The following is a 25,781-nucleotide window of genomic DNA, read 5'->3' as shown; positions in this document are numbered from 1 at the left end:
AACTTCAACCTGTAACTTTATCCCCCCATTCCCATGCAAGGATCGACCATTGATTCAACCCAAGTTGAGCTAAATCATTCTCCGATTGCCCATGCTGAAGCTCACCATGCTGAGCATCCCGATCTCAGGGTGTTTGGGCTACTTGTGTTCCTGTTTTCTGAAGGAATGCTATTCGTCGGTCTGTTTGTTGCCTACCTTACCTTTCGATCGGTGGCAGCGAGTTGGCCCCCTGAAGGGACTCCCGAATTAGAACTCTTGCTACCTGGAATTAATACCATCATTCTTGTGTCCAGTAGCTTTGTGATTCATCAGGCAGACCATGCCATTAAGCATAATAAAGTTGCGGCTGCCCGCAATTGGTTTCTTGCCACCTTCATCATGGGCGCAATTTTTATTGCGGGTCAACTCTATGAATATAACCATCTGGAGTTTGGGCTAACCAGCAATCTATTCGCCAGCACTTTTTACGTGTTGACTGGGTTTCACGGGTTTCACGTCTTGGTGGGATTAACCCTAATTGCAACAGTCATGGTGCGATCGCTTAAAGCAGGACACTATTCTGACACCAAGCACTTTGGCATTGAAGCAGCCTCAATATATTGGCACTTTGTAGACATTATTTGGATCGTGCTGTTCTTAATTCTCTATATCTTGTAGTCACCACGCTCGCACCAGTGACCAAATACTTGTCAGCTTGCTTACTTAAAACTCTTCTAGCTTGAGCCTCAGTAACGTGAGTCTTCCCCAGGCGAGCCTCCGTTGGAGACTCACGTTAATTAGCACTAGTTTGGGATAAGTTAAAAACCATATCCTATTGTTGTTTGAAATATGCATTCCATCGTAGAACAATTGACCAAAAACGTCTTACCCAAAACTAAAACTAATCAAGTTCAAGATGAGTTTTATCCACAAATATTACCCCAGAGTAATGATAGAGAGGTGGTATGACACTTTACCCAAATTAACAACTTTAGGATCCTTATGAATTCCAAAGAAAAGAAACCACAAGTTTAAACCAAAACTAAGTTTAACAATATTCTTAAGGAAGAATGGAAGAAATTAGGTAAGGCTATCATTTGTGCAATTATGGAGCAAATGATAACCTCAAAGTAGAAAGAGTTGGAGATTATTCAGGAGATTGTATCTCTATAAAAGTGCATTTAAGGACAGATGATAATTAGATTACTGGACTGAGCAAACATAACTCTAAATGCTCTCACATCTGTTCCTACTCCCTCTTTCCTTTAACTAGAGATGGAGTACTAGCTAGTTTCTGAGAGTCTACAAGAAAAGCAGGAAATCAATTTCTGTCATCTCTTAAAAACAATATGAGCTTTGATTAAAAATGGTTCATACCACTTCCAAGCCAAAATAGACAGCTACTCAAAAAGGTATTCCGAATGAACTCAGAGAGAAACCTAATTATTGATCAGATCAAGGGAGTCGGAATGCTCTGTGTAATCTTTATACACGGGAGTTGGTTGTCAGGCGCTCAGGGTATTCCACATAGTGTTATGTCCAACCTATCACGCATAGCAGTTCCATATTTCATTATACTGTTTTGTTACTTTACCGAAAGATCGTTAATAAAATCAGAAAAACATAACCAGATAAATTACTACCTTAAGCGATTCAAATCTTTATTTATTCCATTCTTTGTATGGAGTTTAGTATATTTCTTGTTGCGGGTTGACTTCACGAACATACTATCCAATCCTATTAAAATCATAACGACATACTGGATAGGATCTGGATGGGGTGGTCAATTTTTCTTTATTGTATTGTTTCAGTTAATTATTATCTTCCCTTTACTTCGGAAGCTAGCACAAAATCGAGTAATAGTTGCCTTGACACTAGCAGTTACAGCAATTCTATGTATTATCCAAACATATTTTCTTAATATCGTTCCTTCGATTCTTGTCACCATCAATGACAGGTTAGTTTTGTATTGGATTGCATACGCATTTCTTGGCATCTTGATGGCTCATAATGTTAGCAAACACGATACATCTAAATGGCTTCTGATGACCATAGCATTAATTCCTATCGAGAGTATATTTCATAATGACACACCATCTCCTTATTTAAAGCTCTCTATTCTGATTGCTGCATATCTTACGTTACCTTTGCTAGTTTCATTTTCTAGTAGTCAAATAGAAGGTCAAATAGGCAAGATAATTTCATTGTTTGGAAAGCACAGTATGTCTTTGTTCGTATTAAACCCCTTAATCATTATCCTTCTTGAAAAAACATCAGTATTTCCGCTTCATATAGAGAATATATTACTGAGCTATATAACGTCTTTGGTACTTGTAGTTTTGATAGCCCTACTAGCCTTAGCTGCTTCGTTTTTAATTCGCAGGTCGCCTTTTTCAAGGCTAGTCTAGTAATGTCTTTAGTGTCTAACAGAAGCCTCATAAATTTTTCTCCATTTCAACTTTTTATCTATAGCAATCCTGAATGTACTGGTTCCGTAGAATGGGATAAATTCCTCGCAATGCCTACAGCGCAACGATTATGGCCGCTGTAGAGGCAAATCACCAAAACCCTTATTCTGAAGGGATTTCATCGATCCCCCCACTACACGGAACCAGTGCCATCCTGAATGAGTTGTAAATAATTTGTAGTCCTACGTTCACAAACAATTAAGGATCGCTATAGTTATCAATATTTCGCGATATACAGCTTAAACTAATTAGTCAATCTGATTGGAGCTATCATTTATTTTGCGTTAAGTCTTCTGTTAGTCTCAAACGCGCAGATGCCTGACCATGCATACTGACCGTGTAAGGCACTAAATAAGTTAGTGCCCCTGAAATCCAGCGTTCGGTCGTCATTTCACCCTGCAACAAACTGACACCGTGATTTAACGCAAATAATACCGATCCTACGATGAAGGCAACCTTGAGTGCCGTGGGTCTCATCTCGGGATCGGTAAATTTATGGTAGAAAGCCTTTAAAGTATTCATCATTGTTCATGCATGCTTGCAAAGATGATAACTGCGATCGCATGATTTCAATGTTACCCGTTAACTTCTCACTACCATCTGTTCTAAGACCATCTGTCTCGCCCAGCGATCGGTGGCAATAATGTCATCAAGGGTAGGTTGGGCTAGATGTTCGTGGCGATCGCAGGTCATCTCAATCAGTTCGGGAATTTGCGTAAATTTAATTTTCCGATCGAGAAATAGTTCTACGGCTTTCTCGTTGGCAGCGTTCAACACAGCGGGCATAGTTCCCCCCGCACGACCTGCGGCATAGGCCAACTGCATACAAGGATATTTGCGATGATCGGGTTCGCGGAAGGTTAACTCGCTGCACTTAACCAGATCCAATCTCTGCCAATCCGTAGGAATGCGATCGGGATAGGAAAGCGCATAGAGCAAGGGGAGCCGCATATCAGGTAGGCCTAGTTGTGCCAGCACCGAAGTATCTTGAAGTTCGATTAAAGAGTGAATGATGCTCTGGGGATGAATCAAAATCTCAATATGGTCGTAGTCTACGCCAAACAAGTAATGGGCTTCGATCACCTCTAAGCCTTTATTCATAAGGGTTGCAGAATCAATCGTGATCTTGCGCCCCATCGTCCAATTTGGATGTTTGAGCGCATCCTCGATCGTGACAGAGCTAAGCTTCTCAACAGGTAGATCGCGAAACGAGCCCCCCGAGGCCGTCAAGATCACGCGGCGCAGACCGCCTTCAGGCACACCTTGCAAGCATTGAAAAATTGCCGAATGTTCGGAATCCGCTGGTAAGAGTTTGACCTGATGCTTTTCGATCAGGGGCATGACTACGCAACCCGCCGCGATCAGGGTTTCTTTATTGGCGAGGGCAATATCTTTACCCGCACGAATGGCAGCGACAGTTGGTAACAAGCCAGCACAGCCGACGATACCAGTGACCACAGCTTCGGCATCGCCATAGCCAGCAACGGTTTCTACGCCCTCAGCACCTGCTAATAGGATCGGTGGTGCTTGCGTTTTAGAATTTTTTAGATCGCCGATCGCTTCTTTCAACTGATTTAACTTGTTCGCATCGGCGATCGCGACAATCTCTGGCTGAAATTTACGAATTTGTTGTGCAAAAAGTTCAACATTTCCCCCTGCCGTCATGCCCACAACGTTAAAGCGATCGGGATATTCGGAAACAATATCGAGGGTTTGCGTACCGATAGAGCCAGTGGAGCCGAGCAGGGTAATTCGTTTCATCATAAAAAATTAATAATCCTATTAATAACGATTATGGCATCGACGTACCCCCGAAGCGCATTACAGAAACTCAACAAATCCCCAACCAAATTACCAGCAAAGATCCCCGACTTTTCGCGAATCTTGATAGGTGAGCGGAGCCGAACCTACCCCACCGTCAGCTTTTGGATTTCCTCTAAACTCGGTGCAGCTAACACAGACTCAGAATTGAGCCATAACCAATATTCAAAATTGCCCGTGCGACCTTGAATTGGGGAAGGGGTCATGCCTTGAAACCGCCAACCTAAAGCGATCGCTGCGTCTAAAACCTGCACGATCGCCTCTGCCCTGACCTTAGCATCCCGAATTACACCACTTTTGCCAACTTGGGACTTACCCGCTTCAAATTGAGGCTTGACCAATAGCAGCACCTCGCGTGGGGATTGCAGCAAATTCCAGAGGGCAGGCAATATTTTTGTGAGTGAGATAAACGACAGATCCAAAACCGCAAAGTCGGGAATTGGATCGTCAGCTTGATAGAGTTGCTCGGGTTGAAGATAGCGCAAATTGGTACGTTCTTTTAACACAACACGCGGATCGCTGCGAACTTCCCAAGCCACCTGACCGTAGCCCACATCAATACCATAGACGCGGCTGGCTCCTTGTTTGAGCAGACAATCGGTAAAGCCCCCCGTAGAAATGCCGCCATCAAAACAGATGCGATCGCGCACCTTTACTTGAAACTTGTCTAAAGCTCCAGCCAATTTTTCACCGCCACGAGACACAAACGGCGACTGGGCTTTGACCAAAATCTGGGCATCAGATTTGACAAGGGTTCCAGGTTTATCAATCACCATGCGATCGACCTGTACCCATCCCGCTCTGATCGCTCGCTGAGCCTGCTCCCGCGATGGTACTAAGCTAAGCTCGACCAAAAGAAGATCTAAACGTTGTCTCAAGGCTTTTTACAGGTAGGAATGGAAGTAGTCTTAGGCGTTACTAGAGCAGGATCGAGACAGAGAATTTTCCTTGGATCCTCAAGCGCTTGCTCATCTAATTCTGGTGGTCGTCCATGGATATCCTCTCGACTGGGATATACCCCCCCAAAACCTCCTGCATTAGATTTTCCAACAATCAAGTCTTGATTTGTTAGTGAAAAAGCCACAGGTTTAAATCCATTCGCTGTCGCTGCAACTGTATAACTCCCTGCAACTCCATTTGCAGTAAAAACAGGAGCGATCGCAATGCCAAATTGATTAGTAAGTACACTAGCATTTCCAGCAAATGTCCCACTCGCAGCATTGGATGAGGGAGTAAAGGTAACCAAAATACCAGGAGCAAAAACTGGACTATTCACAAAATTTTCTGTCACTTGCACGCCTAATAGGGTCGCAAAATTGGTATTGATATTTGCACTTTGTGGTGTGGTACTTGCCAGTGGCGTCAGACTAAAGCCCTGTGACTCAAAAGCTCCGATATCCACTGTACCACCCAAAATACGTATAGCACCACGTTGGTCAGTTGCAGGCACACCAGCATTATTACCAGCATCTAAGGCAGGACTTCCTGGCAAGAGGGCATGGGTTTGGGTTGCACCGCCATAGTTTCCAAGTGGAGCCAATTTAGGATCGACTGGATTAGCGATCGTGCCTACCAGAGCACTAACAGGAAAAGTTACCGCAAAACCATTATTCGCTCCAATTAAATTATTGCCACCATTAGTAAAACCAACACCTAAGGCATTGCTTCCTATATCTGGAGCTTGCAGCCCTCGATCAACATTACCTGCCACAATCGAATTGCTAATCGTAAATGTGCCACCTTCACGAAACAGGCCTCCTCCATTTCCCGTACCATTGTTATCGAAATCAGCAGTATTGTTAGTAATGGTGCTGTTAGCGATCGTCCCACCTGTAGTACTTGCAATACCCCCACCATCAACATTTGCCAAATTACCTGATACCGTGCTATTGGTGAGGTTTACAGCAGCCCCAGACCCATAAATCCCTCCCCCGTTATTACGAGCTGTATTCCCCGAGATTGTACTGTTGGTGAGACTTACAATAGTCCCAGCACCATAAATCCCACCACCATCTATATTTGCCAAATTACCTGATACCGTGCTATTGGTGAGAGTCACATCTCCAGTACCATAAATCCCCCCACCCCAATTAGCACCAGCTATATTCCCAGATATGATGCTATTGGATAAAGTAACTGATACATTCCCAAAAATTCCGCCACCACTTCCGCCAATTGCCGTATTATTCGATACTGTACTGTTTGTAAGGGTCACAACTCCAAAGCCCACAATTCCACCGCCGCCGACAGTTGCCGTATTACCAGATACCGCACTATCAATTAGCGTCACAGTACTAAAGCTCCAAATTCCGCCACCGTCATTACCCGCCGTATTACTTAACACAGTACTATTGGCAAGGGTCACGGCTCCAGTGGTAGAAACTCCGCCGCCTCTATTGCCTGCTGTATTCCCTGACACAATACTATTTGTGAGGGTAAGGTTACCTCCCGTGTTTAGTATACCTCCACCATTATTACCGACTCCTGAATTTCCATTGGCAATTTTTAAACTATCAAATGTGACATTGCCAGCAGTGATATTAAACACTCGCGAAGCATTATTCCCACTAATAGTAAGATTACTAGCCCCCGTGCCCTGAATCGTAAGGTCTTCGCTGATAAGGAGTTCACCCGTTGTCAACGTAATGATCTGAGGCGTAGCAAATATACCCGTAGTATCAAAACGAATCGTATCTGCTCCAACTGCCGCATTCGCTGCTGCAATCTGCGCTCTCAAGGAGTTCGCACTAGCATCGCTAGCATCCGTTACTGTAAAGATGGCTAACGTATTTTGGTAAGCCTGCGTTGCCACATTATTGAAAATCACCGCAGTGGAATTCTTCCCAGTCTGATATTCCAGATTCCAATCACCGCCTAATGCTGCACTACCCGTACGATTGGTTGAGGCTGCAACGTCATGTCCTGTTAGTGTCTTCACTGCTTGGACTAATGCCGTTCCTTTCTCTCCATTTGCTAAGTTACAGGCATAGAGCAAAATGCTTGCTGCTGGTGATAGTGCTGTGCGCCATGATTGCAAGTCTGAGGAATACCTACCAATATTCTCATTACTCACAAAGTCTTTACCCAACCAAAAATTCCCAGCATCTCCCTCTGAAATAATGTGGAGACTATTTGCACCAGTAATATTCGCTAATGTGGTGGTGATTTTACGAATTCCATTCTGATCTGGGTTGATTACGGTGACACTACTTCCTCCTTTAGTTCCATCAATCAGGGTTTGATAATTTTTAATTGTGCTGTCTACAAATACAAGGTTCCAGCCTTGTTGAATATTCGTTGCATTCAGCGAGGCTTTGCTGGTGTCGTAGCGATTTGCAAGAATATCTATATTCGCCGCTGTTAGCTGTCCGCTAGCGATCGCTTCTCCAGCTGTCGTCGGGGCTGTAATTCCCAAGCCTGTAAGCAGTTTAGGCAAATCCACGGCATTTATTGGCTTAGTCGCTCCTAATTCTTGCTGCATGGCAATAGGAAGGTCAAGACTCAATAGACCACCTTCGGGCGTAATACGAACGTATTTGCCATCGGGAATAGCAGCGATATTAATCTTGCCGTTGGGTGTGGAGATCGTGCCTGTATTGATCGCAATACCACCGACGAGGGTGATGCTTTGTCCTTGTGGCACTGACAGATTTCCTTGATTGAGGACTACACCTGTTTGAGTTTGGTTTGGAAGTGGTGTCACTGTGTTGAAAGCGAAGGCGTTGGGCATACCTGTAAGATTCTTAAGGTCGCTAGGTCTAGTGTTAATCCCAAACCATCCATTCCCAATTTGTATTCCTGATGCTGTTGTAGCGGTAAAGGATGCAGGTACATTCAAACTGGCATTCGCTCCAAAGATTATCCCGGCGGGATTCATAATGTAGAGGTTGGAATTCCCCCCTGTGAGTTGAATTAATCCATTAATTACAGAAGGATCGCCACCAACCACGCGACTGAGAATGTTTTGAATATTTGGCTGACTGAGAAAGTTGGCAATCTGTCCTTGGTTCAACCCAAATTGCTGAAAGCTATGAAATAAGTTCGCGCCTGCTTGGGTTCCTCCTGTGATATCAAAACGCTGTCCGTTTGGTAAGACGACTGTACCTGTTCCGTCTTGAGATGGAATGATGGTTTGGGCTGAGACTGTACTTGGAACAATTAATGTAGTGAAAAGCGAGATCGCGATCGCTGCCACAGTATTTTTATACATCTTGGTAGCTGATTTCATATATTAAGCCCGCTAAAATACCACCAAATCAAGTCTGATTTTAGTTGGGTTTCGTGATTTTTTACAACATAGTTTTTGATAATGCCTCACCTCTAGTGTTAATTTAGGGCGATCTCTGACATTTAAGGTTCTTTACAGATAGGAATGGAAGTTGTCAGAGGGGTTGCAAGGGTAGGATCCAAACACAGAACCTGTGTGAAGCTTACATCCTGAAAATCTTCCTCTTCTAATTTAGATGGATTTCTATAGATATCCTCTCGGCTGGGATAAAGCCCACCAAAGCCATTTGTAATTGAAAATGTCACAGGTGTTATTACTACAGGTGTAATCACTTGAAACTCAAAGGCTCCAATATCAACCCTGCCTCCTGAAATGCGTGAGAAGCCGCGTTGATCGCCCCCCGTAGGAGCAAGATCGTTATTTCCTGCATCTAAGGCAGGACTACCTGGTAAAAGTGCGTGGGTTTGAGTCGCACCACCGTTGTTTGCAAGTGGAGCAAGTTTAGGATCGATTGGGTTTGCATTTGTGCCGACTAATGTACTGACTGTAAAACCTGTACTACCAAAATTATTCCCAATCAAATTGTTGCCACCATCAACAAATGCGCCACTCACATCGGGATGAATCGTTTTTCCTATTCCAGCACTATTAGGGGTATCAAAGTTACCTGCAATAATTGAGTTCCTAATCGTAAATGTACCCCCTTCACGAAAAACCCCACCACCATTGCCAGTGTTATTATTGTTGAAATCAGCAGTATTGTTCGTAATAGTGCTGTTGGTAATGGTGCCACCTAAAACGCTAGTAATCCCACCACCAAAAGTCTTAGCCGAATTCCCCGACACAGTACTATTGATAACAGTCACAGTTCCAGAGCTGTAAATGCCCCCACCTCTGTTCTCTGAAATATTTCCCGATACGGTACTATTGATGAGAATCACAGCCCCAGAGCTAGAAATACCGCCACCACTACCGTTTGTTATTACTGTATTTCCAGATAGAGTACTATTGATGAGGGTTACAGCGCCACTGCTCAAAATCCCACCTCCACCTCCTGCAGTCCTCCCATTTCTAATCGTTACGCCACTAATCGTGACAGGCACAGCCGCAGTGATGTTAAAAATTCTGCCATTGGCATTCCCATCAATAATTGTGTTTGTACTACCATTCCCACTAATCGTGAGAGCATCAGTAATGACGATCTGTCCAGTTGTAAGTGCAATCGGTGTGCCACTAAAACCAAAACGAATTTCATCTGCGCCAACTGCCGCATTCGCTGCTGCAATCTGCGCTCTCAAGGAGTTTGCACTAGCATCGCTAGCATCCGTTACTGTAAAGATGGCTAACGTATTTTGGTAAGCCTGCGTTGCCACATTATTGAAAATCACCGCAGTGGAATTCTTCCCAGTCTGATATTCCAGATTCCAATCACCGCCTAATGCTGCACTACCCGTACGATTGGTTGAGGCTGCAACGTCATGTCCTGTTAGTGTCTTCACTGCTTGGACTAATGCCGTTCCTTTCTCTCCATTTGCTAAGTTACAGGCATAGAGCAAAATGCTTGCTGCTGGTGATAGTGCTGTGCGCCATGATTGCAAGTCTGAGGAATACCTACCAATATTCTCATTACTCACAAAGTCTTTACCCAACCAAAAATTCCCAGCATCTCCCTCTGAAATAATGTGGAGACTATTTGCACCAGTAATATTCGCTAATGTGGTGGTGATTTTACGAATTCCATTCTGATCTGGGTTGATTACGGTGACACTACTTCCTCCTTTAGTTCCATCAATCAGGGTTTGATAATTTTTAATTGTGCTGTCTACAAATACAAGGTTCCAGCCTTGTTGAATATTCGTTGCATTCAGCGAGGCTTTGCTGGTGTCGTAGCGATTTGCAAGAATATCTATATTCGCCGCTGTTAGCTGTCCGCTAGCGATCGCTTCTCCAGCTGTCGTCGGGGCTGTAATTCCCAAGCCTGTAAGCAGTTTAGGCAAATCCACGGCATTTATTGGCTTAGTCGCTCCTAATTCTTGCTGCATGGCAATAGGAAGGTCAAGACTCAATAGACCACCTTCGGGCGTAATACGAACGTATTTGCCATCGGGAATAGCAGCGATATTAATCTTGCCGTTGGGTGTGGAGATCGTGCCTGTATTGATCGCAATACCACCGACGAGGGTGATGCTTTGTCCTTGTGGCACTGACAGATTTCCTTGATTGAGGACTACACCTGTTTGAGTTTGGTTTGGAAGTGGTGTCACTGTGTTGAAAGCGAAGGCGTTGGGCATACCTGTAAGATTCTTAAGGTCGCTAGGTCTAGTGTTAATCCCAAACCATCCATTCCCAATTTGTATTCCTGATGCTGTTGTAGCGGTAAAGGATGCAGGTACATTCAAACTGGCATTCGCTCCAAAGATTATCCCGGCGGGATTCATAATGTAGAGGTTGGAATTCCCCCCTGTGAGTTGAATTAATCCATTAATTACAGAAGGATCGCCACCAACCACGCGACTGAGAATGTTTTGAATATTTGGCTGACTGAGAAAGTTGGCAATCTGTCCTTGGTTCAACCCAAATTGCTGAAAGCTATGAAATAAGTTCGCGCCTGCTTGGGTTCCTCCTGTGATATCAAAACGCTGTCCGTTTGGTAAGACGACTGTACCTGTTCCGTCTTGAGATGGAATGATGGTTTGGGCTGAGACTGTACTTGGAACAATTAATGTAGTGAAAAGCGAGATCGCGATCGCTGCCACAGTATTTTTATACATCTCAGTTAATGAATTTTGTATATTAACTTCACTATAATATCACAAAACCCAGCCTAGTTTAATTGCTAAAGTCGAGCCTGTTTGTATTTATAGCAACCATCAAATCAGCTAGGGCAAAATAACAGCAGGCTTCTCAAGACTTTATAAGCTTAATAATTGGCTTAAGATCTCAGTTCATTAGAATAGTCAAGATTTATGATTTTTTATGTCATCACTTTTAAATAGCGCCACAGGTTTAGGGGTAATCTAGAGCGATCGCAAACTTCATTTAGAGCGATATAGCAATCGGAAGATGGCTTGGGTAATGCACTTACGCAGATTATTTACATACACAAATAGTGACTTAAACTGCTATGGATTCTTGAGCTATGTATGCTACGATTCCTTTCGATAGTGAGGAATTAATAAAATTGATGAAAGTGGCATGAATTTACAAACTGAGGGATTAAAAACTAAACCAGTAGGGATTCACACTGTAGCATTAGGAATCTCTACGCTTATTTCAGCAGCATCAGGTTTTGTACTACCGACCCATGCTGAACCAATCCGCTCAGAAGCAAATTCCATAGTTTCTACATCGGGGCAGTCCACCCCTTCGGTCAATATTCAAACGATTAAAGATATCTTGCAGCAAGAACAGCAACGCGATCGCAAACCCCTCCCTTCTCCTTTGCCGACAATTTCTCAAACAGTTTCCAGTTCAATTTCCTCAGAGAAAGCTACTACTTCTTCCGTTCCTACTTCTCCCTCTTCAGTCACACCAACACAGACAGAAACAGTTCCTTCTACATCAGTACCCAAACCTGCTAATTCGTCTTCTAAAATTTCACAGACTCAGATCGCCCAAACATTTCCAATCAAAAAGATTGAAGTTGTTGGTGGTTCGGTTTTTGGTACGGATAAACTAGACCCCATCGTCAAGCCTCTTGAAGGGAAAGAAGTCACAGAGTCACAATTGACAGAAGCCGCCACTGCAATTACTCAACTCTATGTTAGTAATGGCTATGTTACTTCTCAAGCCATATTTTACCCTCAAAATATTGCCAATGGCATTGCTAAAATTCAAGTCTACGAGGGCAAAGTCGAACGTATTGAGGTTGTAGGTGTTACTTCACTGAATCCTGACTATGTACGATCGCGTGCCGAGCTAGGAATTGGGATTCCCCTCAACACCAGCAAACTCGAAGACCAACTCCGTCTCTTGCGAACCGACCCAGTCTTTACTAGTGTGGAAGCAAGCCTCAAACCTGGCAGCCAAACTGGTTCTAGCATCCTTACCATCAAAGTTGTTGAGGCAAATCAACTTACAGGTTTTGCTGGTTTCGACAATTTTTCTGCGCCTGCGGTGGGTTCCGAACGATTAGGTGTGGGACTAAATTACCGCAATCTATTTGGGTTAGGCGATGTGTTCTCGACTAGCTACTACAGAACAACGACTGGCGGCTCTAACCAATACGATTTTGGCTTTAGCATTCCCGTCAACCCCATGAATGGTACGGTATCAATTCGATATGCGCCCAGCAACTATCGGATTACACAGTCTCCATTTGATGCCTTCAATATTCGTGGTAACAACGAAGTTTACTCCGCTACATTCCGTCAACCTTTGATCCGTACTCCCCGTGAAGAGTTTGCCCTCTCCCTCGGCTATGAATATCAAAAAGGTCAGACCTTCCTTTTTAACGATCTAGCGGTTCCCTTTGGACTTGGACCAGAGGCAGATGGCACAAGTCGCACTAGTGTATTTAAGTTCGGTCAAGACTACACTAACCGCGATACTGAAGGAGTCTGGTCGTTGCGATCGCAGTTTAGTCTCGGTACGGGTTTGTTTGGCGCCACATATGTTACCGATCCGAGTGCGGCTTTCTTTAGTTGGTTAGGACAGATTCAGCGCGTACAGGTTCTTGGTTCTGACACGATACTGATTGGGGCTTTAGATGCTCAGTTCTCTGCCGACCCTCTGTTGCCATCCCAGCAGTTTGTCATTGGTGGTGGTCAATCTGTACGTGGGTTTCGGCAAAATGCACGTTCTGGAGATAATGGTATCCGCTTTTCATTAGAGAGCCGATTTGTAGTTGCGAGAAACGAAGAAGGCAGAACCATCGTGCAGTTGGCTCCTTTTGTCGATCTCGGTACAGTTTGGAATAATGGTAGAAATCTCAACCTACTACCCAATCAAAACTTTTTAGCAGGTGGTGGTTTGGGCATTTTGGTAGAGCCAATTAGCCGACTCAATTTGCGTTTAGATTATGCGATTCCGTTTGTTAACCTCAGCGATCGCGGCTCTAACCTGCAAGAATCATCACTTTATTTCAGTTTAGGGTACCAATTTTAAGCGATCGTCTGCTATCCTATGCACCATTCAGGCATAATTGCCTAAATATTAGCGAGACTGTAGCAATAATTATTTCTACAGTGGTAAGGTTGTTACAAAACCAAGCGTGAGATCTTAAATCATATGTACGATCCCGCATTTTTGCTAAGATACCTGCCTAGGCAATGCAAGTCATGCCTCAGCTATTCTAATAATGTTAGTAATTGTGATGTAGATAACTAAACCTACATACTAAAGCAGAGATCATAAGTATATCTGCACCTGAGGATTAAGAGAATTTAGCGGTGATGAGGAGCATTTCCTGCCTGTGGCAACAAATCGAATCGACTTAACCCCAAAAACTATCCCTAATCGTTTTAAACCTAAATCGCAAAAACTTGGGAAACAGCGTTGGTTGCTGACCCTATTAATTGTAGTCAGCTTAATTTCAGGTGGGCTTGGTGCGGGCTTGGCTCTCGTCATGTCTAGTAGACCTCTTCAGCAAAGCAAGTTGTCTGCAGAACAAGAAGCCCTAAACGCCAATAGTATGACTGCTGCCACAGCAGGGTTACCGACCTTAACAAGACCCGTTAATATTTTGGTATTGGGAACGATCTTATTAACATCAGATCTACCCGATGCTGCTCAAAGACCTAAGACAAAATATTTAGAGCAGGTAGATGGCAACCTCAACGGCATGAGCGATGCCATGTTGATGATGCGATTTGACCCAACCACCAAAAAGCTTACAGTACTTTCAATCCCTAGGGATAGCCGCGTTCATATTCAGGGAGTGGGAGAAACGAAAATCAATGCTGCCAACTATCTAGGTGGCGCTTCCCTCTCAGCTCAGACCGTCAGTCAAATGCTAGGAGATGTACCGATCGATCGCTACATTCGCGTCAATGTGGATGGATTTGGCAAATTGATCGATGCTTTAGGTGGGGTGGATATCTATGTGCCTAAGCGCATGAAATATCAAGACGATAGCCAACATCTTTACATCAACCTCAAACCTGGACAGCAGCATTTAGACGGCGCGAAGGCTGTGCAATATATGCGCTACCGTTATGACGACTTAGGTGATATTGGACGCGTTCAACGCCAACAAACTTTCTTTCGCTCTTTTGTAGAACAAAAGCTCAATGTTGAGACGATCGCCAAGTTACCTGACGTATTATCGGTTCTCAAAGAAAATATCGATACCAACCTTTCCGTTGAGGAAATCTTGGCTCTCGCGGCCTTTGTCTCAAAGACAAATCGCAAAGATGCCAGAATGTTGATGGTTCCTGGTCGATTTAGTAATCCAGGCGAGTATAACCTCAGCTACTGGATTGTTGATTACAAACATTTGTCGCGATTGATGGTCGATCACTTTAATGTGACCGCCAAGTCCCAAGATTTAGACGAAGACAGTCATTCCCCCAAATATATACGGGTTGCCATTCAAGACAGTATTAAAAAGCCTGATGGCGTTAAGAGTGCTACCAATGTTCTATCCAAAGCAGGATATGGGCAGGTATTCCCCGCAGATACTCCTTGGGCAAAGCCCCTAACAAAAACCCAAATTGTGGCACAACAAGGCGATCGCACCACGGCAGAGCAAGTACGACAAGCCCTGGGTATGGGTGAGATCGTAGTCGAATCTACTGGCTCGATTGAGTCTGATGTCACCGTGCGATTGGGGCGTGACTGGTTAACAGCACAACCTACTGTCACGTTATCTAACGCTCAGCCATCTACCTTCTTTAAAATGCTGATCAAACCTCAGATCTCCTAGAGACAAACTAACCTTCCATAAAGTCAATTCCCCCATGGGCTTTCCTAGCTTCCACAGGGCAGGAATTCTATATTTTTGTCAAGGAAATCGTCCTATCTTGATTTTGTCCCATCAGGCAAGGTTGCCCCACTGAGATTGGCTTGCGTAATATTACAGCCGTAAAGGTTTAACCCTCTCAAGTCAGCATTACTCAGGTTTGCTCCCTTAAAATTAGCATTGGTAATATCCGCATTTTCTAGCTGAACCCCACTGAGATCGGCATTACTTAGGTCAGCACCACTGAGATTGGCATGGCGTAAGTCTGCCCCACTAAGCGTTGCGCCATTTAATTTACTATTACTGACAATCGCCCTCGACAAATTGGCAGCAGTCAAATCAGACTTGCTTAAATTGGCACTACTTAGATCATTTCCTGCAAGAATTGCTGCCCCAAAAATTGCGCCACTGAGATCGGCCTCGTTAAAGTTAGTGCCTGTTAGGGTAGCTCCTGTTAAATTTGCCCCCGACAAATTCGCTTCCTGTAATTTTACCCCTGTCAAGTTGGCGTTCGTCAAGTTAGCATTTTTGAGCTGGGCGCGATTCATGCTTGCGCCTTCGAGATTAGCATCACTGAGATTAGCGTTGTTGAGTTCGGCTCCACTCAAGCGCGTTTTGACAAGTTTGGCTCCCCTGAGGTCAGCCCCGTTAAGTTCTGCCCCAAACATGCGCTCTCCACTGAGATCGCGTCCCTGTAGATTTTTACCGAGAGATGCACTGTCCATAAGATTTTGATTTTAAAATACCACGCTTCAAGAATCCACGATCTAAAACTACAAACTAGAGACGCCCTAACTTTATTTTAGCGAATCTGAGGCGAAGAAATGCGTAATCCCATGATGATTAGGTCGCGCTCGATCCGATCGAGATCGGCAATTTGTGGAAGGAGTCCCCATTGTTGAAAGCCAAAGCTAGAAAAAAGGCGTAAACTCGGAACATTATGACCAAAAATCATCCCCACGAGGTTAGAGATTTGAAGCTTTGGACTTTGCGCGATCGCATGGGCAAGTAATTGTTTCCCCACCCCGCAACGTTGGTGGCTCGGTGCGATATAAATACTGACTTCTACGGTTCTTTGATAGGCAGGACGCCCATAAAACATTTGAAAACTCAACCAACCAATAATTTTCTCTTCGGAAGTTTGCATGGATGTAATTACCCACACAGGATAGCGATCGCTATGGGAATGGAACCAAGCTAAACGACTCTCAAGCGAAACGGGTTCTAGATCGGCTGTTGCCAAGCGATTTGGAATTGCAGCATTATAAATCTCAACAATAGCTGGTAAATCTGCCTCAACGGCATCTCTAATCTGCATGGTTCGCTTTTCATTCTGTGAGAACTTTCGCATACAGGAATTTACTGATTTTAGGGACGATAGGCTTCGTTACATTATCCCTCCTAATCCTTTCGATAAAAGATGGCGATAGTACTATTCCAGTAAGATCGACTGTAAAAATTATGCTAGTTGAATTTTGAATTTTTAAGCAATATTCAAGAGCTGATTTGCGGTTAGATTTAGTTCGGGGAAAACATGCGATCGCACGACTTCTCGATCGCGAAACTGCACCAATTGATACTCGCGATCGACCAAGGTATAAACTCCAACGGTTGGCTGTTTTGGGAAGCCAATGTATCTTTTACCGCCCAAAGCGCGATAGTCCAAAATCCAATATTCAGGGATACCCAATGCCTCATAGTCTTCTAGCTTTTTGGCATAATCATCTTGCCAGTTTGTGCTGACAACTTCGATGACCAGTTTTGCCGATTGCCCATTCGTAATTGTGGAGGCACTTTTCCAGAGAGGCTCTGAGGTGAGTTGCAAACGGTCTAAGACAATGGTGTCGGGTACATAGCCATTCAACTCGCTCTCAGGTTTAACGCAGCAAGATTTAGGAATAAACCAAGGAAGGCTGAGTCGCTCGATTTCGCGATCGAGTCTGCGCGTTACCAAGCCGATAATCTCTTCATGGTCGCCAACTGGACGCACTTCTACGATCTCTCCGTCAATGAGTTCATAACGCCTGCCATCCTCAGGATACTGCTCTAGGAACTCCGCAAACGTAAGTAATCTTGATATTGACTGTACCATCGTTCTCACTAACGTAATTAGAATTCATCGCTCGTCACATCCAGTAGGAGCAATTCATAAATTGCCCCTACTGGAGTCAATTCGTTACAAGAGCGCTTCGCCGCGACGATAGAGTTCGCGGGCGTAGTCAGTCCAAGTTCCCTGCCCCCAATAGCGGAAACAACTCGTTTGCACCAGTAGGTTATAAAGCAGGGCTTCTTGATAGTCCGATCGCTTGGTCACAGAAGCATCTTGCTGCACCAAGGTATCGTACTTGCCATGGAACTTGGCACTGAGCTGATTCATCGGTTCCAAAACATTTTCGTAACCTCGTACCCAACTGAGATCGTTCGTCCATGAAGCCCCATCCATGTGGAAACGGCGATCGGTTTGCTTTAATTCCGCGATCGCTTTTTCCACTGCCTCAGGCGTAGAATTATTTGGATCGACGCGTTCCCAAATCTTAGACTGCTGTACGGCTTGGCAGACAGGATAATCATCAGGACTAACACCTGCAGCTTCAATCAGTTCCAAATATTCGGTTCCATTAAAGCCAACCACGCCAGTTTTACTAATTTCTTGCCATACTCTTGGGTAATCGCGGGGGAATTCATTCATCATGACACCGCCATTCTCACCATCAGCAATTTGGGTAACTAGGGAAGGAACTTCAATATTCCCGATTTTTTGCTTCCCTCTACTCTTGGCTTCAAAGTAAGGTTGCATTTGGGCTACTAGCTTGGTATCAGAACCTTGGGTTTTAATCAAGGCAGTAATGCTTATGGTTTCGCCCTTAGAGTTACGTGCGACTAAACGATTGGGAACATATTTGTGTTCCTGCCAAATACCCGAACCATCGATCCGCTCGATCGAATGCTCTTGGATCATCAACCAGCGATAGCCGCATTCTTTGAGCGCTTTGATGTATTCAAATAACGTATCGGGGTGGTTGGGCATATGCATCTCAGGCGGCGAGAAACCCTTCACCCGTTTTAACGCATCAAACCCAAAGATAGAGGCAAAATATTGCTGCCATGCTTGAATGTGCAGTTTCACGTCGGGAATCGGAGTAGAAGGCACGACAGCATGGCTCCACATCGTTCCGAGCCACTCGACATAGGGCTGATATTGGCGATCGCAGGTGATGCGCTTGAGATGGGTAAAAATATCTTCTCTGCCCATTTGCTGTAGTCCCCACAACAAATTGCCTGAGTAATCGAGCATAATGCGAGGATTGCAACCCTGAGCCACAAGATCGGGAATAAACTCGCCCATGCGGCTATAACACCAAGCAAATACACCAGCATTGTGATTGTCGCCATCACCTAAATGCTCAAACATATGCTGGAGATTGCAGATTAGTTCTCCATGTGCCCCAGCAGGGATGGTGGGCTGATGCATGTGTAGGGCGCAAGCAAACCCCGATGTAATGTCTTCTAAACGAAGATTTGTGGTAGGTAAAAATACAGGTTCATCTTGCTGAACCAACGAACGAATTTCCTCTTCCCAGCCAGAAATACTTGGCAGTCCAGATTTTAGGTCTGGTGAATTGGGAAATGGTGCTGTTGCAATCATATAAACTTCCTTCGCGATTTGCGTTGCTTGCGATTTGGGGTGATGTCACCCCACTCTAAGCTTATGCGCGATCCTATCTCTGATAACGAACGCTTAGGTTTAGAATTACTGATTTTTATGTATATCCCCTTAATATCTGCTTAAAATGTTTTTACAAAGGAATATAATGATTCTTTAAGATTTTGTTTCTAAGGATGTCAAGCGTTTATGAGTACTAGCAACATAGAAAAAGAAGATACCTCTGAGAAACCAACCCGCCCTGCCACTGCTAAAAGTTCTAAACCAGCTTCTAGCAATAACGCTCAGGACAAAGAAGGTGCTTCTGAAGTCTCAGCGCTAGCAATTCAAGGAGAATCTAAACCAGCTGCAACCGTTGGTAGTTCTAAGGGTGGACTTCAAATTAAGAAAACCGTGCAACATTTTGGCCCACGCCCCATTGGCTCTAGTGGGTTTAAGGTGAGCGAATATTATTCTCAGGCTGGTACGCGACCCATTGGAGAAGGGACTTTACAAATTGTGGAAACCTATGCAATTGGCGGCAGCGATCGCCCGATCACCTCTAGTGGTCTGCAAGTACTAGAGACATTTTCGTCGGCAGGCATTCGTCCTGTAACCGCAAGCGGTTTGGTAATTGTGGACAAATTTATGTCCTCTGGCGAACGACCTGTAATGGCAAGTGGACTGGAAATCAGTGATTCCTATGTGGTGATGGGCAATCGTCCTGTTGCCTCTAACACGACCGATGACTCCACAACTTTGATGGGCTTTATTGATTAATTTGATTAATGAATGCTTGCTAGATTTCACACTTAGCGTTCAAATTCTTTGATCCTAAGTTTTAATTCTGATAGGTTAGGCTGGGAGACGATCGCCCAGCCTAATTTATTCGTCTGAATTTTGGTTTGAATTTTAGTTTAAATTTCTAATGCCGATCGCTAAATTGGCGAGGAAGTTAAAATTGTTTGATTCTCTTAACCCATGAGCCTTGACCCGAAATTTGATATGAATCTTGCCCCCCCTGATTTAAAGGAATTAAGTGAAAAGCTGGCATCAGGCAAGGAAACATTACAGCTACAAGCCATCCCTGAATTCATGCGTTGCGGAGATGCAGGGATCGAGCAATTAATCGACTTTTTGCGCCACCGGCAAGCCGCCAATATTGAAGTTAGCTATATTGATGGCAAAGCTTACCAAACGCTCGTTCAAGCAGACTCTTCCAAGGCGATCGCCCTGCTGCAAACCTATTTTCCTAAAGGACTCTTACCGATTCAATCGGAGTCTGGAGTTGACTTTGAGCCATTACAAACCATGCTTGCCAAACAGGACTTTCAAGCCGCCGATCGCATCACCAGTGAGAAAATGCGCGAGTTGGCTGGCAGTGCCGCTGTCGAACGGGGTTGGCTCTATTTCACCGATGTGAATTTAATTTCTGATACCGATTTAAAAATACTTAACAATTTGTGGCAGGTTTATTCAGAAGGTAAGTTTGGCTTTTCGGTACAGCGCAAAATTTGGCTCAGCTTGGGAAAAAACTGGGAAAAGCTATGGCTGCAAATCGGCTGGAAAAAAGATGGCTCGTTTACCCGTTATCCCGATGCCTTTACTTGGAACTTGTCTGCCCCTAAAGGTCATTTACCCCTCTCCAACCAAATTCGCGGCAATAAGACCATGCAGATGATTTTTGGGCGTAAGGTGTGGTGATGGCTTGTCACTTACTGATTCCAGCGGCGGGTAGTGGCAAACGCATGGGGGGCGATCGCAACAAGTTACTGATCCCGCTCTTAGAGAAGCCAATTCTGCAATGGACGCTAGAAGCGGCGATCGCATCAGAAGCGATCGCTTGGATTGGTGTGATGGCGCAACCCCACGACTATCCCGAATTTCAAAAAATTTTTAATCGGCTGCATACCACCAAACCGATTCGCCTAATCCAGGGCGGAGCAACCCGTCAGGCTTCTGTATTTAACGGACTTAAAGCTTTACCCACCGAAGGCGAGCGCGTCTTAATCCATGACGGTGCTAGATGTTTGGCAACACCCGAATTATTCGATCGCTGCGATGCCTCCCTACAAACGATGCCAGGGTTTATTGCGGCCGTGCCAGTCAAGGACACAATTAAAATTGTCAATGGCAAAACGATTGTCGATACGCCAGACCGCGATCGGCTCTGGGCAGCCCAAACCCCCCAAGGCTTTCAAGTAGATTTGCTTAAAAATGCCCACCTCAAAGCCATGGAGCTAGGCTGGGAAGTTACGGACGATGCGGCTTTATTTGAAAAGGTGGGATTACCCGTGCAGATTGTCATGGGCGAGGAAACCAATCTTAAAGTTACGACACCCCAAGATTTAGCGATCGCTGAATTTATCCTGAAATCAAGATCCTAATCGAGTTGATAAGGGGGCTGACAGCAATAGCTCATGAATTTTGTCAGAATGTTATCATGAAGCCTAAATCAAGCCCCTGTGAGGTATTTTCTTCATGATCCTCTCACTGGAAAAATCTAACCCAACTTCGCAAAAACTTCTAAAACGCGATGCCACTTGGCAAGATTATGTAGCATGCCGAGATCGCCCCGATCTCGATTGGCGTAAAATAGCATTTCACAAAGGATGGTTATGGGTTGAGATGGGGAAAGAAGGACCAAATCATGCCTCTTTTAGCGACTTGCTGACAGCGATTTTCTTTGCTTGGGCATTTCTAAACCCCGAACCCACCATTCAATCCTATGGGCGATGCTTGATTGAGAAACCAGAAACCCAAGCCTGCGCCCCAGATTTAGTCTTATACAAAGGTGAAAATATTCCCCGTTGGCAAGTCGGCGAGCCACGTCGGATTCTCTTAGATCGTGGCGGTACGCATCCCGAAGGGAATCGCCTACCCGATCTGGTCGGAGAAATTTCAGATACAACCCTCAGTTTAGATCTTGACGAGCAAAAGCAGCTTTATGCCAGTTTAGGCATAGCGGAATATTGGGTGATTGATGTCAAAGGGATGCAGATTTTCGCATTTGGGTTAACCCCAACAGGACTGTATGAAGCGATCGAGGTTTCGCAGGTGCTCACCAACCTATCGATCGCACTGGTAGAGCAAACCCTACAGCGATTGGACAAAGAAACAAATACAGCCGCCGCAAATTGGTTTATGCATCGGCTGCAAGATCTCAAACAAGCTTGACGCTTTCTCCTAGATCGGGCAGGCACGGGGGCGCTGCCCCTACTCCCGCGTTACGATCGCACTAAGGCTTTAAGCTACGCAGAGCCACCAAAAGCTCGCTGTCTTCGCGCTTAAAGACTGGCAAAAACTCAATATGCTTGTAACGCACGATGCCATGAATATCGATGATAAAGTAAGCGCGTTTGCTGCCAAAGAGACCCGCCACCCCATATTTTTGGCTAACTTCCCGATTGCGATCGCTCAGCAGAGGAAATTGCAGCCCTAGTTTTTTAGAAAACTCAATATGTTTCTCGATGGGATCGGTACTGATCCCCAAAATTTCGGCACCCGATTCGCGGAATTTTGTCCAGTCGTCTGCAAAGCATTGCATCTCGCTCGTACAAACAGGGGTAAAATCCCCAGGGTAGAATGCCAATACCACATTGGTTTTGCCCTCATAGCGACTGAGCGTAATATCTCCGCGATCGCTTGGCAAAGTAAAATCTGGAGCTTTTTGTCCTATTTCGGCTGACATGAAATTTTCGTGCTATTTTTACAATGTTAACTTCAAACCCTAACAGGTAAGAAACTCGTTAATTTAAGAATCATCTTAGCAATCTCAGGCAAATCAATCATAATCAAATTAGAAAGCGATTAAAACTGACAAATCTCATGTCAAAGGCATATCCGACCCAAACACTCACTCTTGAGCTTGCCTCTGACTTGTATGATGACCTTCAAGTCAAGGCAAAAGTATTAGGCAAAACACCTACAGAGTTTATAGAACAGGGCTTACGCTTACTGCTAGAGCCATCCCTTTTTGAGGAGCTATTTCTCGAACGATCGTTGCAAGAGGAATCTCTCGCCCAGCAGAGTACAGAACGAGTAGCGCTAGAGCATGCGCTCCAAAATCGCTTCAGTACGCTTGAAAAGCAGCTAGAAAATTATGTCAATATCCTTGTAGAACAACGTCTCAAGCATGAAGGGTTTTCGCAAATTAAGTTCGATCTAGCCAGTAATACCGCCGCGATCGCTACAATTCAAACCCAACTTCAAACCCAACTTCAAACCTTCAACTACAAGCCAACTTCTAAGCCGCGATCGCAAGCAATACCTCAGACAACCACAAATACCCTCTTAGCAGCGGCACTAGAACCTGAGCAGGGTGAGTCTGAAACTTCACTAAAAGACCCGCCAGAAAGCCAAGAACAGGTATTAGAATCGCAATCAAACTACCTTGCTCCCACAATTCGCCAGTTGCAGGTAGGAGATCTCGTGCAAATTCGCGATCCTGACAGTCCTTACTATATGGAAAAGTTACGTCTGACCAAAGTTAGCTTAATCAGAGCCAGCGTTCAATCCGAGACAGGCGAACATACCTATTTAAAACGAGATTTGCGCTTTGTCCAGTCAGAGTCAGAGGACATTCCCGAAAATTGATTAAATTTAGATAGGGGCGAGTGCCGCTGTAAGGAAATAAATTTACCAATATTTAATCTATACAGAGCGATCGTAAATGCAGTAGCATCGATAACTAATACCCGTAAATGTTTTAGCTTATACTGAACAAAATTCAAGATCTGTAAATAGTATCTTGAGTTACAAATATCTACAGCTAATTCGGTGTAAAGAATTGCTATACGCAATGGAGGAGTTAATTTGAAAAAGGTTGAGGCAATCATTCGTCCTTTCAAGCTAGATGAAGTCAAAATTGCTCTAGTCAACGCTGGAGTAGTCGGTATGACTGTATCTGAAGTACGCGGTTTCGGTCGTCAGAAAGGACAAACAGAGCGTTATCGTGGCTCAGAATATACTGTTGAGTTTTTACAAAAACTCAAGGTTGAAATCGTCGTAGAAGACGATCAGGTAGATATGGTAGTCGAGAAAATTATCTCTGCTGCTCGTACTGGTGAAATCGGCGATGGCAAGATCTTTATTGCTCCTGTCGAACAGATTGTCCGTATCCGTACTGGGGAGAAAGATCTTGAAGCCGTCTAGGCTTCCTTCCTTCTAAGGTTAGAATATTATACAAATCATTACTCTTCTTGCTATTAAGCAGAAGAGTTTTTTGTCATTGGGCAAATGGCGATATTGAAAGCATTACTACGACAACTATCACGCACAAATCCGCAGGCACAGACCGTGTTTGCCTTAACCGATCGCTCCTCGATCGTGGGTAGAGACCCTAAATGTGAAATTGTGGTTGACTCTAGTTCTTTTGCTTCCGTTTCTCGGCGACATGCAGAAATTAGACCTTTATTCAAATCGTTTAACGGCACATCGATCCTGAGTGGCTGGGAAATTTGCGATTTAGATAGTGCCAATGGCACCTATATTAACAAGCGGCGTTTGCTGGGATGTCAGGTGTTGCAGCATGGCGATCGGATTCGCCTGACTCAAGATGGTCCTGACTACGAAGTTGTGTTTGAACGCGAATTTGAGGATGCTGGCTTAGAAACCGTCATTGCAGGCGATCGCTCAACTTTGCAGCCTATTTCCCAAATCACAAATCTAACGCTGAGCCAGTTAATTCCAATTTTTTCAAATGGGGCTGATTTATTGCACAAGGCCTATCTCGTCCCAGGCATGGTGACGGTAATCTTTGTGGTGATGATGTTTGCCTCGCTAGGGCAACCGCTATATTTCAATTTGACGCTTTCTGCTTATCTCAGTATTGCTGCCTATTATTTTGTCTATCAGCTTTGTGGCAAGTCTAAACCTTGGTGGGTTTTGCTTGCAGCAATGACCGTAACCGTGCTGATTTTGCGTAGCCCCATTCTGCAACTATTTATCTGGGTGTTTCGCGATCTACTGCCGGGGAAAATACCCACAGGGCAAGTTAGCTTTTTGGGCGTATTGGTTGCTATGTTCTTTGGGGCAGGCTTAATGGAAGAACTGCTCAAAGCTATCCCCATTTTTATGGCGTGGTTGGTAGGGTCGCGACTGCGTTCCCCTTGGCGATCGCGGGTGGGAGTGCGCGAGCCTCTAGATGGCATTTTATTGGGGGCTGCCAGTGCAGTCGGGTTTACTCTGATCGAAACCCTAGAGTTATATGTGCCCAGTATCGTGCAGAGCGTATCCGCTCAGGTTGGCAATTCTGAGATCGGGGAGCTGACTGGTTTACAACTATTAATCCCAAGGGTACTAGGCTCTGTGGCAGGGCATATCGCCTACAGTGGCTATTTTGGCTATTTTATCGGGCTGAGCATGCTTAAACCCTCAAAGCGTTGGCAGATTATCGCGCTCGGCTATCTCAGTGCTGCGTTCCTCCATGCTCTATGGAATGCGATCGCGCTGTTTAATTTTTGGCTCTTGGCGATCGTGGGTGGTCTGTCCTATGCTTTTTTAGCCGCAGCAATTTTAAAAGCCCGAACATTCAAAGCAATTATGTAAATAAATCAGGGCATTCGATAACCACGAAATTAGAATCATTTAATCAGGATAAAATCATGTCAGAGAGAGAACAACTGATTCGCGAGATTGCCCAAACACCAGATCTTTTAGTGAAAGAGGTTTTGGATTTTTTACTATTCATCAATACTTCGGACAAAATTAGTAAGCAATAGCGCCGTAGGAGCAAAGATC

General features: G+C 44.6%; 21 protein-coding genes. 11 read left to right on the top strand and 10 right to left on the bottom strand.

What is annotated here, in order from left to right:
• Nucleotides 1–33 precede the first annotated feature (33 nt).
• Both V2H45_RS01355 and V2H45_RS25500 read left to right on the top strand, forming a co-directional pair.
• Nucleotides 34–657, top strand: a complete 624-nt coding sequence (locus V2H45_RS01355) for a cytochrome c oxidase subunit 3 (RefSeq protein WP_330481808.1) — start codon at nucleotides 34–36, stop codon at nucleotides 655–657.
• A gap of 743 nt (nucleotides 658–1,400) precedes the next feature.
• Nucleotides 1,401–2,387 (top strand): acyltransferase family protein, encoded by a 987-nt coding sequence (locus V2H45_RS25500; RefSeq protein ID WP_408648688.1) that lies wholly within the window; start codon nucleotides 1,401–1,403, stop codon nucleotides 2,385–2,387.
• A 330-nt stretch (nucleotides 2,388–2,717) separates the two neighbouring features.
• On the opposite strand, the gene nrtS is transcribed toward V2H45_RS25500, so the two are convergent.
• The 5 genes from nrtS to V2H45_RS01330 all read right to left on the bottom strand — a co-directional run bounded on the left by nrtS (nucleotide 2,718) and on the right by V2H45_RS01330 (nucleotide 11,267).
• The gene (nrtS, locus tag V2H45_RS01350) at nucleotides 2,718–2,924 is read right to left on the bottom strand and encodes a nitrate/nitrite transporter NrtS (protein ID WP_330481807.1); all 207 of its coding nucleotides are present in this window, start codon (nucleotides 2,922–2,924) and stop codon (nucleotides 2,718–2,720) included.
• 105 nt (nucleotides 2,925–3,029) lie between these two features.
• Complete coding sequence (locus V2H45_RS01345; protein ID WP_408648690.1) at nucleotides 3,030–4,208, bottom strand: 1-deoxy-D-xylulose-5-phosphate reductoisomerase; 1,179 nt, start codon at nucleotides 4,206–4,208, stop codon at nucleotides 3,030–3,032.
• A 146-nt stretch (nucleotides 4,209–4,354) separates the two neighbouring features.
• Nucleotides 4,355–5,146: a TlyA family RNA methyltransferase gene (locus tag V2H45_RS01340; protein ID WP_330481805.1), complete on the bottom strand. Its 792-nt coding sequence runs from the start codon at nucleotides 5,144–5,146 to the stop codon at nucleotides 4,355–4,357.
• Nucleotides 5,143–8,496: a DUF4347 domain-containing protein gene (locus V2H45_RS01335; protein ID WP_330481804.1), complete on the bottom strand. Its 3,354-nt coding sequence runs from the start codon at nucleotides 8,494–8,496 to the stop codon at nucleotides 5,143–5,145. Before V2H45_RS01335 ends, V2H45_RS01340 begins: the two co-directional genes overlap by 4 nt.
• Nucleotides 8,497–8,618: 122 nt before the next feature.
• Nucleotides 8,619–11,267, bottom strand: coding sequence for a DUF4347 domain-containing protein (locus tag V2H45_RS01330; RefSeq protein WP_330481803.1), 2,649 nt, complete (start codon nucleotides 11,265–11,267; stop codon nucleotides 8,619–8,621).
• A gap of 424 nt (nucleotides 11,268–11,691) precedes the next feature.
• On the opposite strand from V2H45_RS01330, the gene V2H45_RS01325 reads away from it, so the two are divergent.
• Together V2H45_RS01325 and V2H45_RS01320 are read left to right on the top strand one after the other, a co-directional pair.
• Nucleotides 11,692–13,602, top strand: coding sequence for a ShlB/FhaC/HecB family hemolysin secretion/activation protein (locus tag V2H45_RS01325; RefSeq protein WP_330481802.1), 1,911 nt, complete (start codon nucleotides 11,692–11,694; stop codon nucleotides 13,600–13,602).
• Nucleotides 13,603–13,909: 307 nt separating this feature from the next.
• Nucleotides 13,910–15,361, top strand: a complete 1,452-nt coding sequence (locus V2H45_RS01320; protein ID WP_330481801.1) for an LCP family protein — start codon at nucleotides 13,910–13,912, stop codon at nucleotides 15,359–15,361.
• Nucleotides 15,362–15,453: 92 nt separating this feature from the next.
• On the opposite strand, the gene V2H45_RS01315 is transcribed toward V2H45_RS01320, so the two are convergent.
• The 4 genes from V2H45_RS01315 to V2H45_RS01300 all read right to left on the bottom strand — a co-directional run bounded on the left by V2H45_RS01315 (nucleotide 15,454) and on the right by V2H45_RS01300 (nucleotide 19,043).
• Nucleotides 15,454–16,122 carry a pentapeptide repeat-containing protein gene (locus V2H45_RS01315; protein ID WP_330481800.1) on the bottom strand — a complete coding sequence of 223 codons (669 nt, stop codon included), beginning with the start codon at nucleotides 16,120–16,122 and terminating at the stop codon, nucleotides 15,454–15,456.
• 77 nt (nucleotides 16,123–16,199) lie between these two features.
• The gene (locus V2H45_RS01310) at nucleotides 16,200–16,715 is read right to left on the bottom strand and encodes a GNAT family N-acetyltransferase (RefSeq protein ID WP_408648689.1); all 516 of its coding nucleotides are present in this window, start codon (nucleotides 16,713–16,715) and stop codon (nucleotides 16,200–16,202) included.
• A gap of 165 nt (nucleotides 16,716–16,880) precedes the next feature.
• The gene (locus tag V2H45_RS01305; RefSeq protein ID WP_330481798.1) at nucleotides 16,881–17,489 is read right to left on the bottom strand and encodes a Uma2 family endonuclease; all 609 of its coding nucleotides are present in this window, start codon (nucleotides 17,487–17,489) and stop codon (nucleotides 16,881–16,883) included.
• Nucleotides 17,490–17,573: 84 nt separating this feature from the next.
• Complete coding sequence (locus V2H45_RS01300) at nucleotides 17,574–19,043, bottom strand: glycosyl hydrolase family 57 (RefSeq protein ID WP_330481797.1); 1,470 nt, start codon at nucleotides 19,041–19,043, stop codon at nucleotides 17,574–17,576.
• Nucleotides 19,044–19,250: 207 nt separating this feature from the next.
• On the opposite strand from V2H45_RS01300, the gene V2H45_RS01295 reads away from it, so the two are divergent.
• From V2H45_RS01295 to V2H45_RS01280, 4 genes are all read left to right on the top strand, one after another.
• Nucleotides 19,251–19,820: a hypothetical protein gene (locus V2H45_RS01295; RefSeq protein WP_330481796.1), complete on the top strand. Its 570-nt coding sequence runs from the start codon at nucleotides 19,251–19,253 to the stop codon at nucleotides 19,818–19,820.
• Nucleotides 19,821–20,021: 201 nt separating this feature from the next.
• Complete coding sequence (locus tag V2H45_RS01290) at nucleotides 20,022–20,744, top strand: GUN4 N-terminal ARM-like repeat domain-containing protein (protein ID WP_330481795.1); 723 nt, start codon at nucleotides 20,022–20,024, stop codon at nucleotides 20,742–20,744.
• A complete protein-coding gene (gene ispD / locus V2H45_RS01285; protein WP_330481794.1) occupies nucleotides 20,744–21,427 on the top strand; it encodes a 2-C-methyl-D-erythritol 4-phosphate cytidylyltransferase in 684 nt (227 codons plus the stop codon). The genes V2H45_RS01290 and ispD overlap by 1 nt, the downstream gene beginning before the upstream one ends.
• 94 nt (nucleotides 21,428–21,521) lie before the next feature.
• Nucleotides 21,522–22,217 (top strand): Uma2 family endonuclease, encoded by a 696-nt coding sequence (locus V2H45_RS01280; RefSeq protein ID WP_330481793.1) that lies wholly within the window; start codon nucleotides 21,522–21,524, stop codon nucleotides 22,215–22,217.
• A gap of 61 nt (nucleotides 22,218–22,278) precedes the next feature.
• On the opposite strand, the gene V2H45_RS01275 is transcribed toward V2H45_RS01280, so the two are convergent.
• On the bottom strand, nucleotides 22,279–22,731 hold the full coding sequence (locus tag V2H45_RS01275) for a peroxiredoxin (RefSeq protein ID WP_330481792.1): 453 nt from the start codon (nucleotides 22,729–22,731) through the stop codon (nucleotides 22,279–22,281).
• Nucleotides 22,732–22,868: 137 nt separating this feature from the next.
• On the opposite strand from V2H45_RS01275, the gene V2H45_RS01270 reads away from it, so the two are divergent.
• The 3 genes from V2H45_RS01270 to V2H45_RS01260 all read left to right on the top strand — a co-directional run bounded on the left by V2H45_RS01270 (nucleotide 22,869) and on the right by V2H45_RS01260 (nucleotide 25,589).
• Nucleotides 22,869–23,636: a hypothetical protein gene (locus V2H45_RS01270; RefSeq protein ID WP_330481791.1), complete on the top strand. Its 768-nt coding sequence runs from the start codon at nucleotides 22,869–22,871 to the stop codon at nucleotides 23,634–23,636.
• 219 nt (nucleotides 23,637–23,855) lie between these two features.
• On the top strand, nucleotides 23,856–24,194 hold the full coding sequence (locus V2H45_RS01265; RefSeq protein WP_330481790.1) for a P-II family nitrogen regulator: 339 nt from the start codon (nucleotides 23,856–23,858) through the stop codon (nucleotides 24,192–24,194).
• Between the two features lie 84 nt (nucleotides 24,195–24,278).
• Nucleotides 24,279–25,589, top strand: a complete 1,311-nt coding sequence (locus tag V2H45_RS01260) for a PrsW family glutamic-type intramembrane protease (RefSeq protein ID WP_330481789.1) — start codon at nucleotides 24,279–24,281, stop codon at nucleotides 25,587–25,589.
• Nucleotides 25,590–25,781: the final 192 nt, after the last annotated feature.

Origin of the sequence: Tumidithrix elongata BACA0141, assembly GCF_036349135.1 — a bacterium.
Taxonomy (GTDB): domain Bacteria; phylum Cyanobacteriota; class Cyanobacteriia; order Pseudanabaenales; family Pseudanabaenaceae; genus Tumidithrix; species Tumidithrix elongata.
This window is presented reverse-complemented; position numbering and strand designations above follow the sequence as displayed.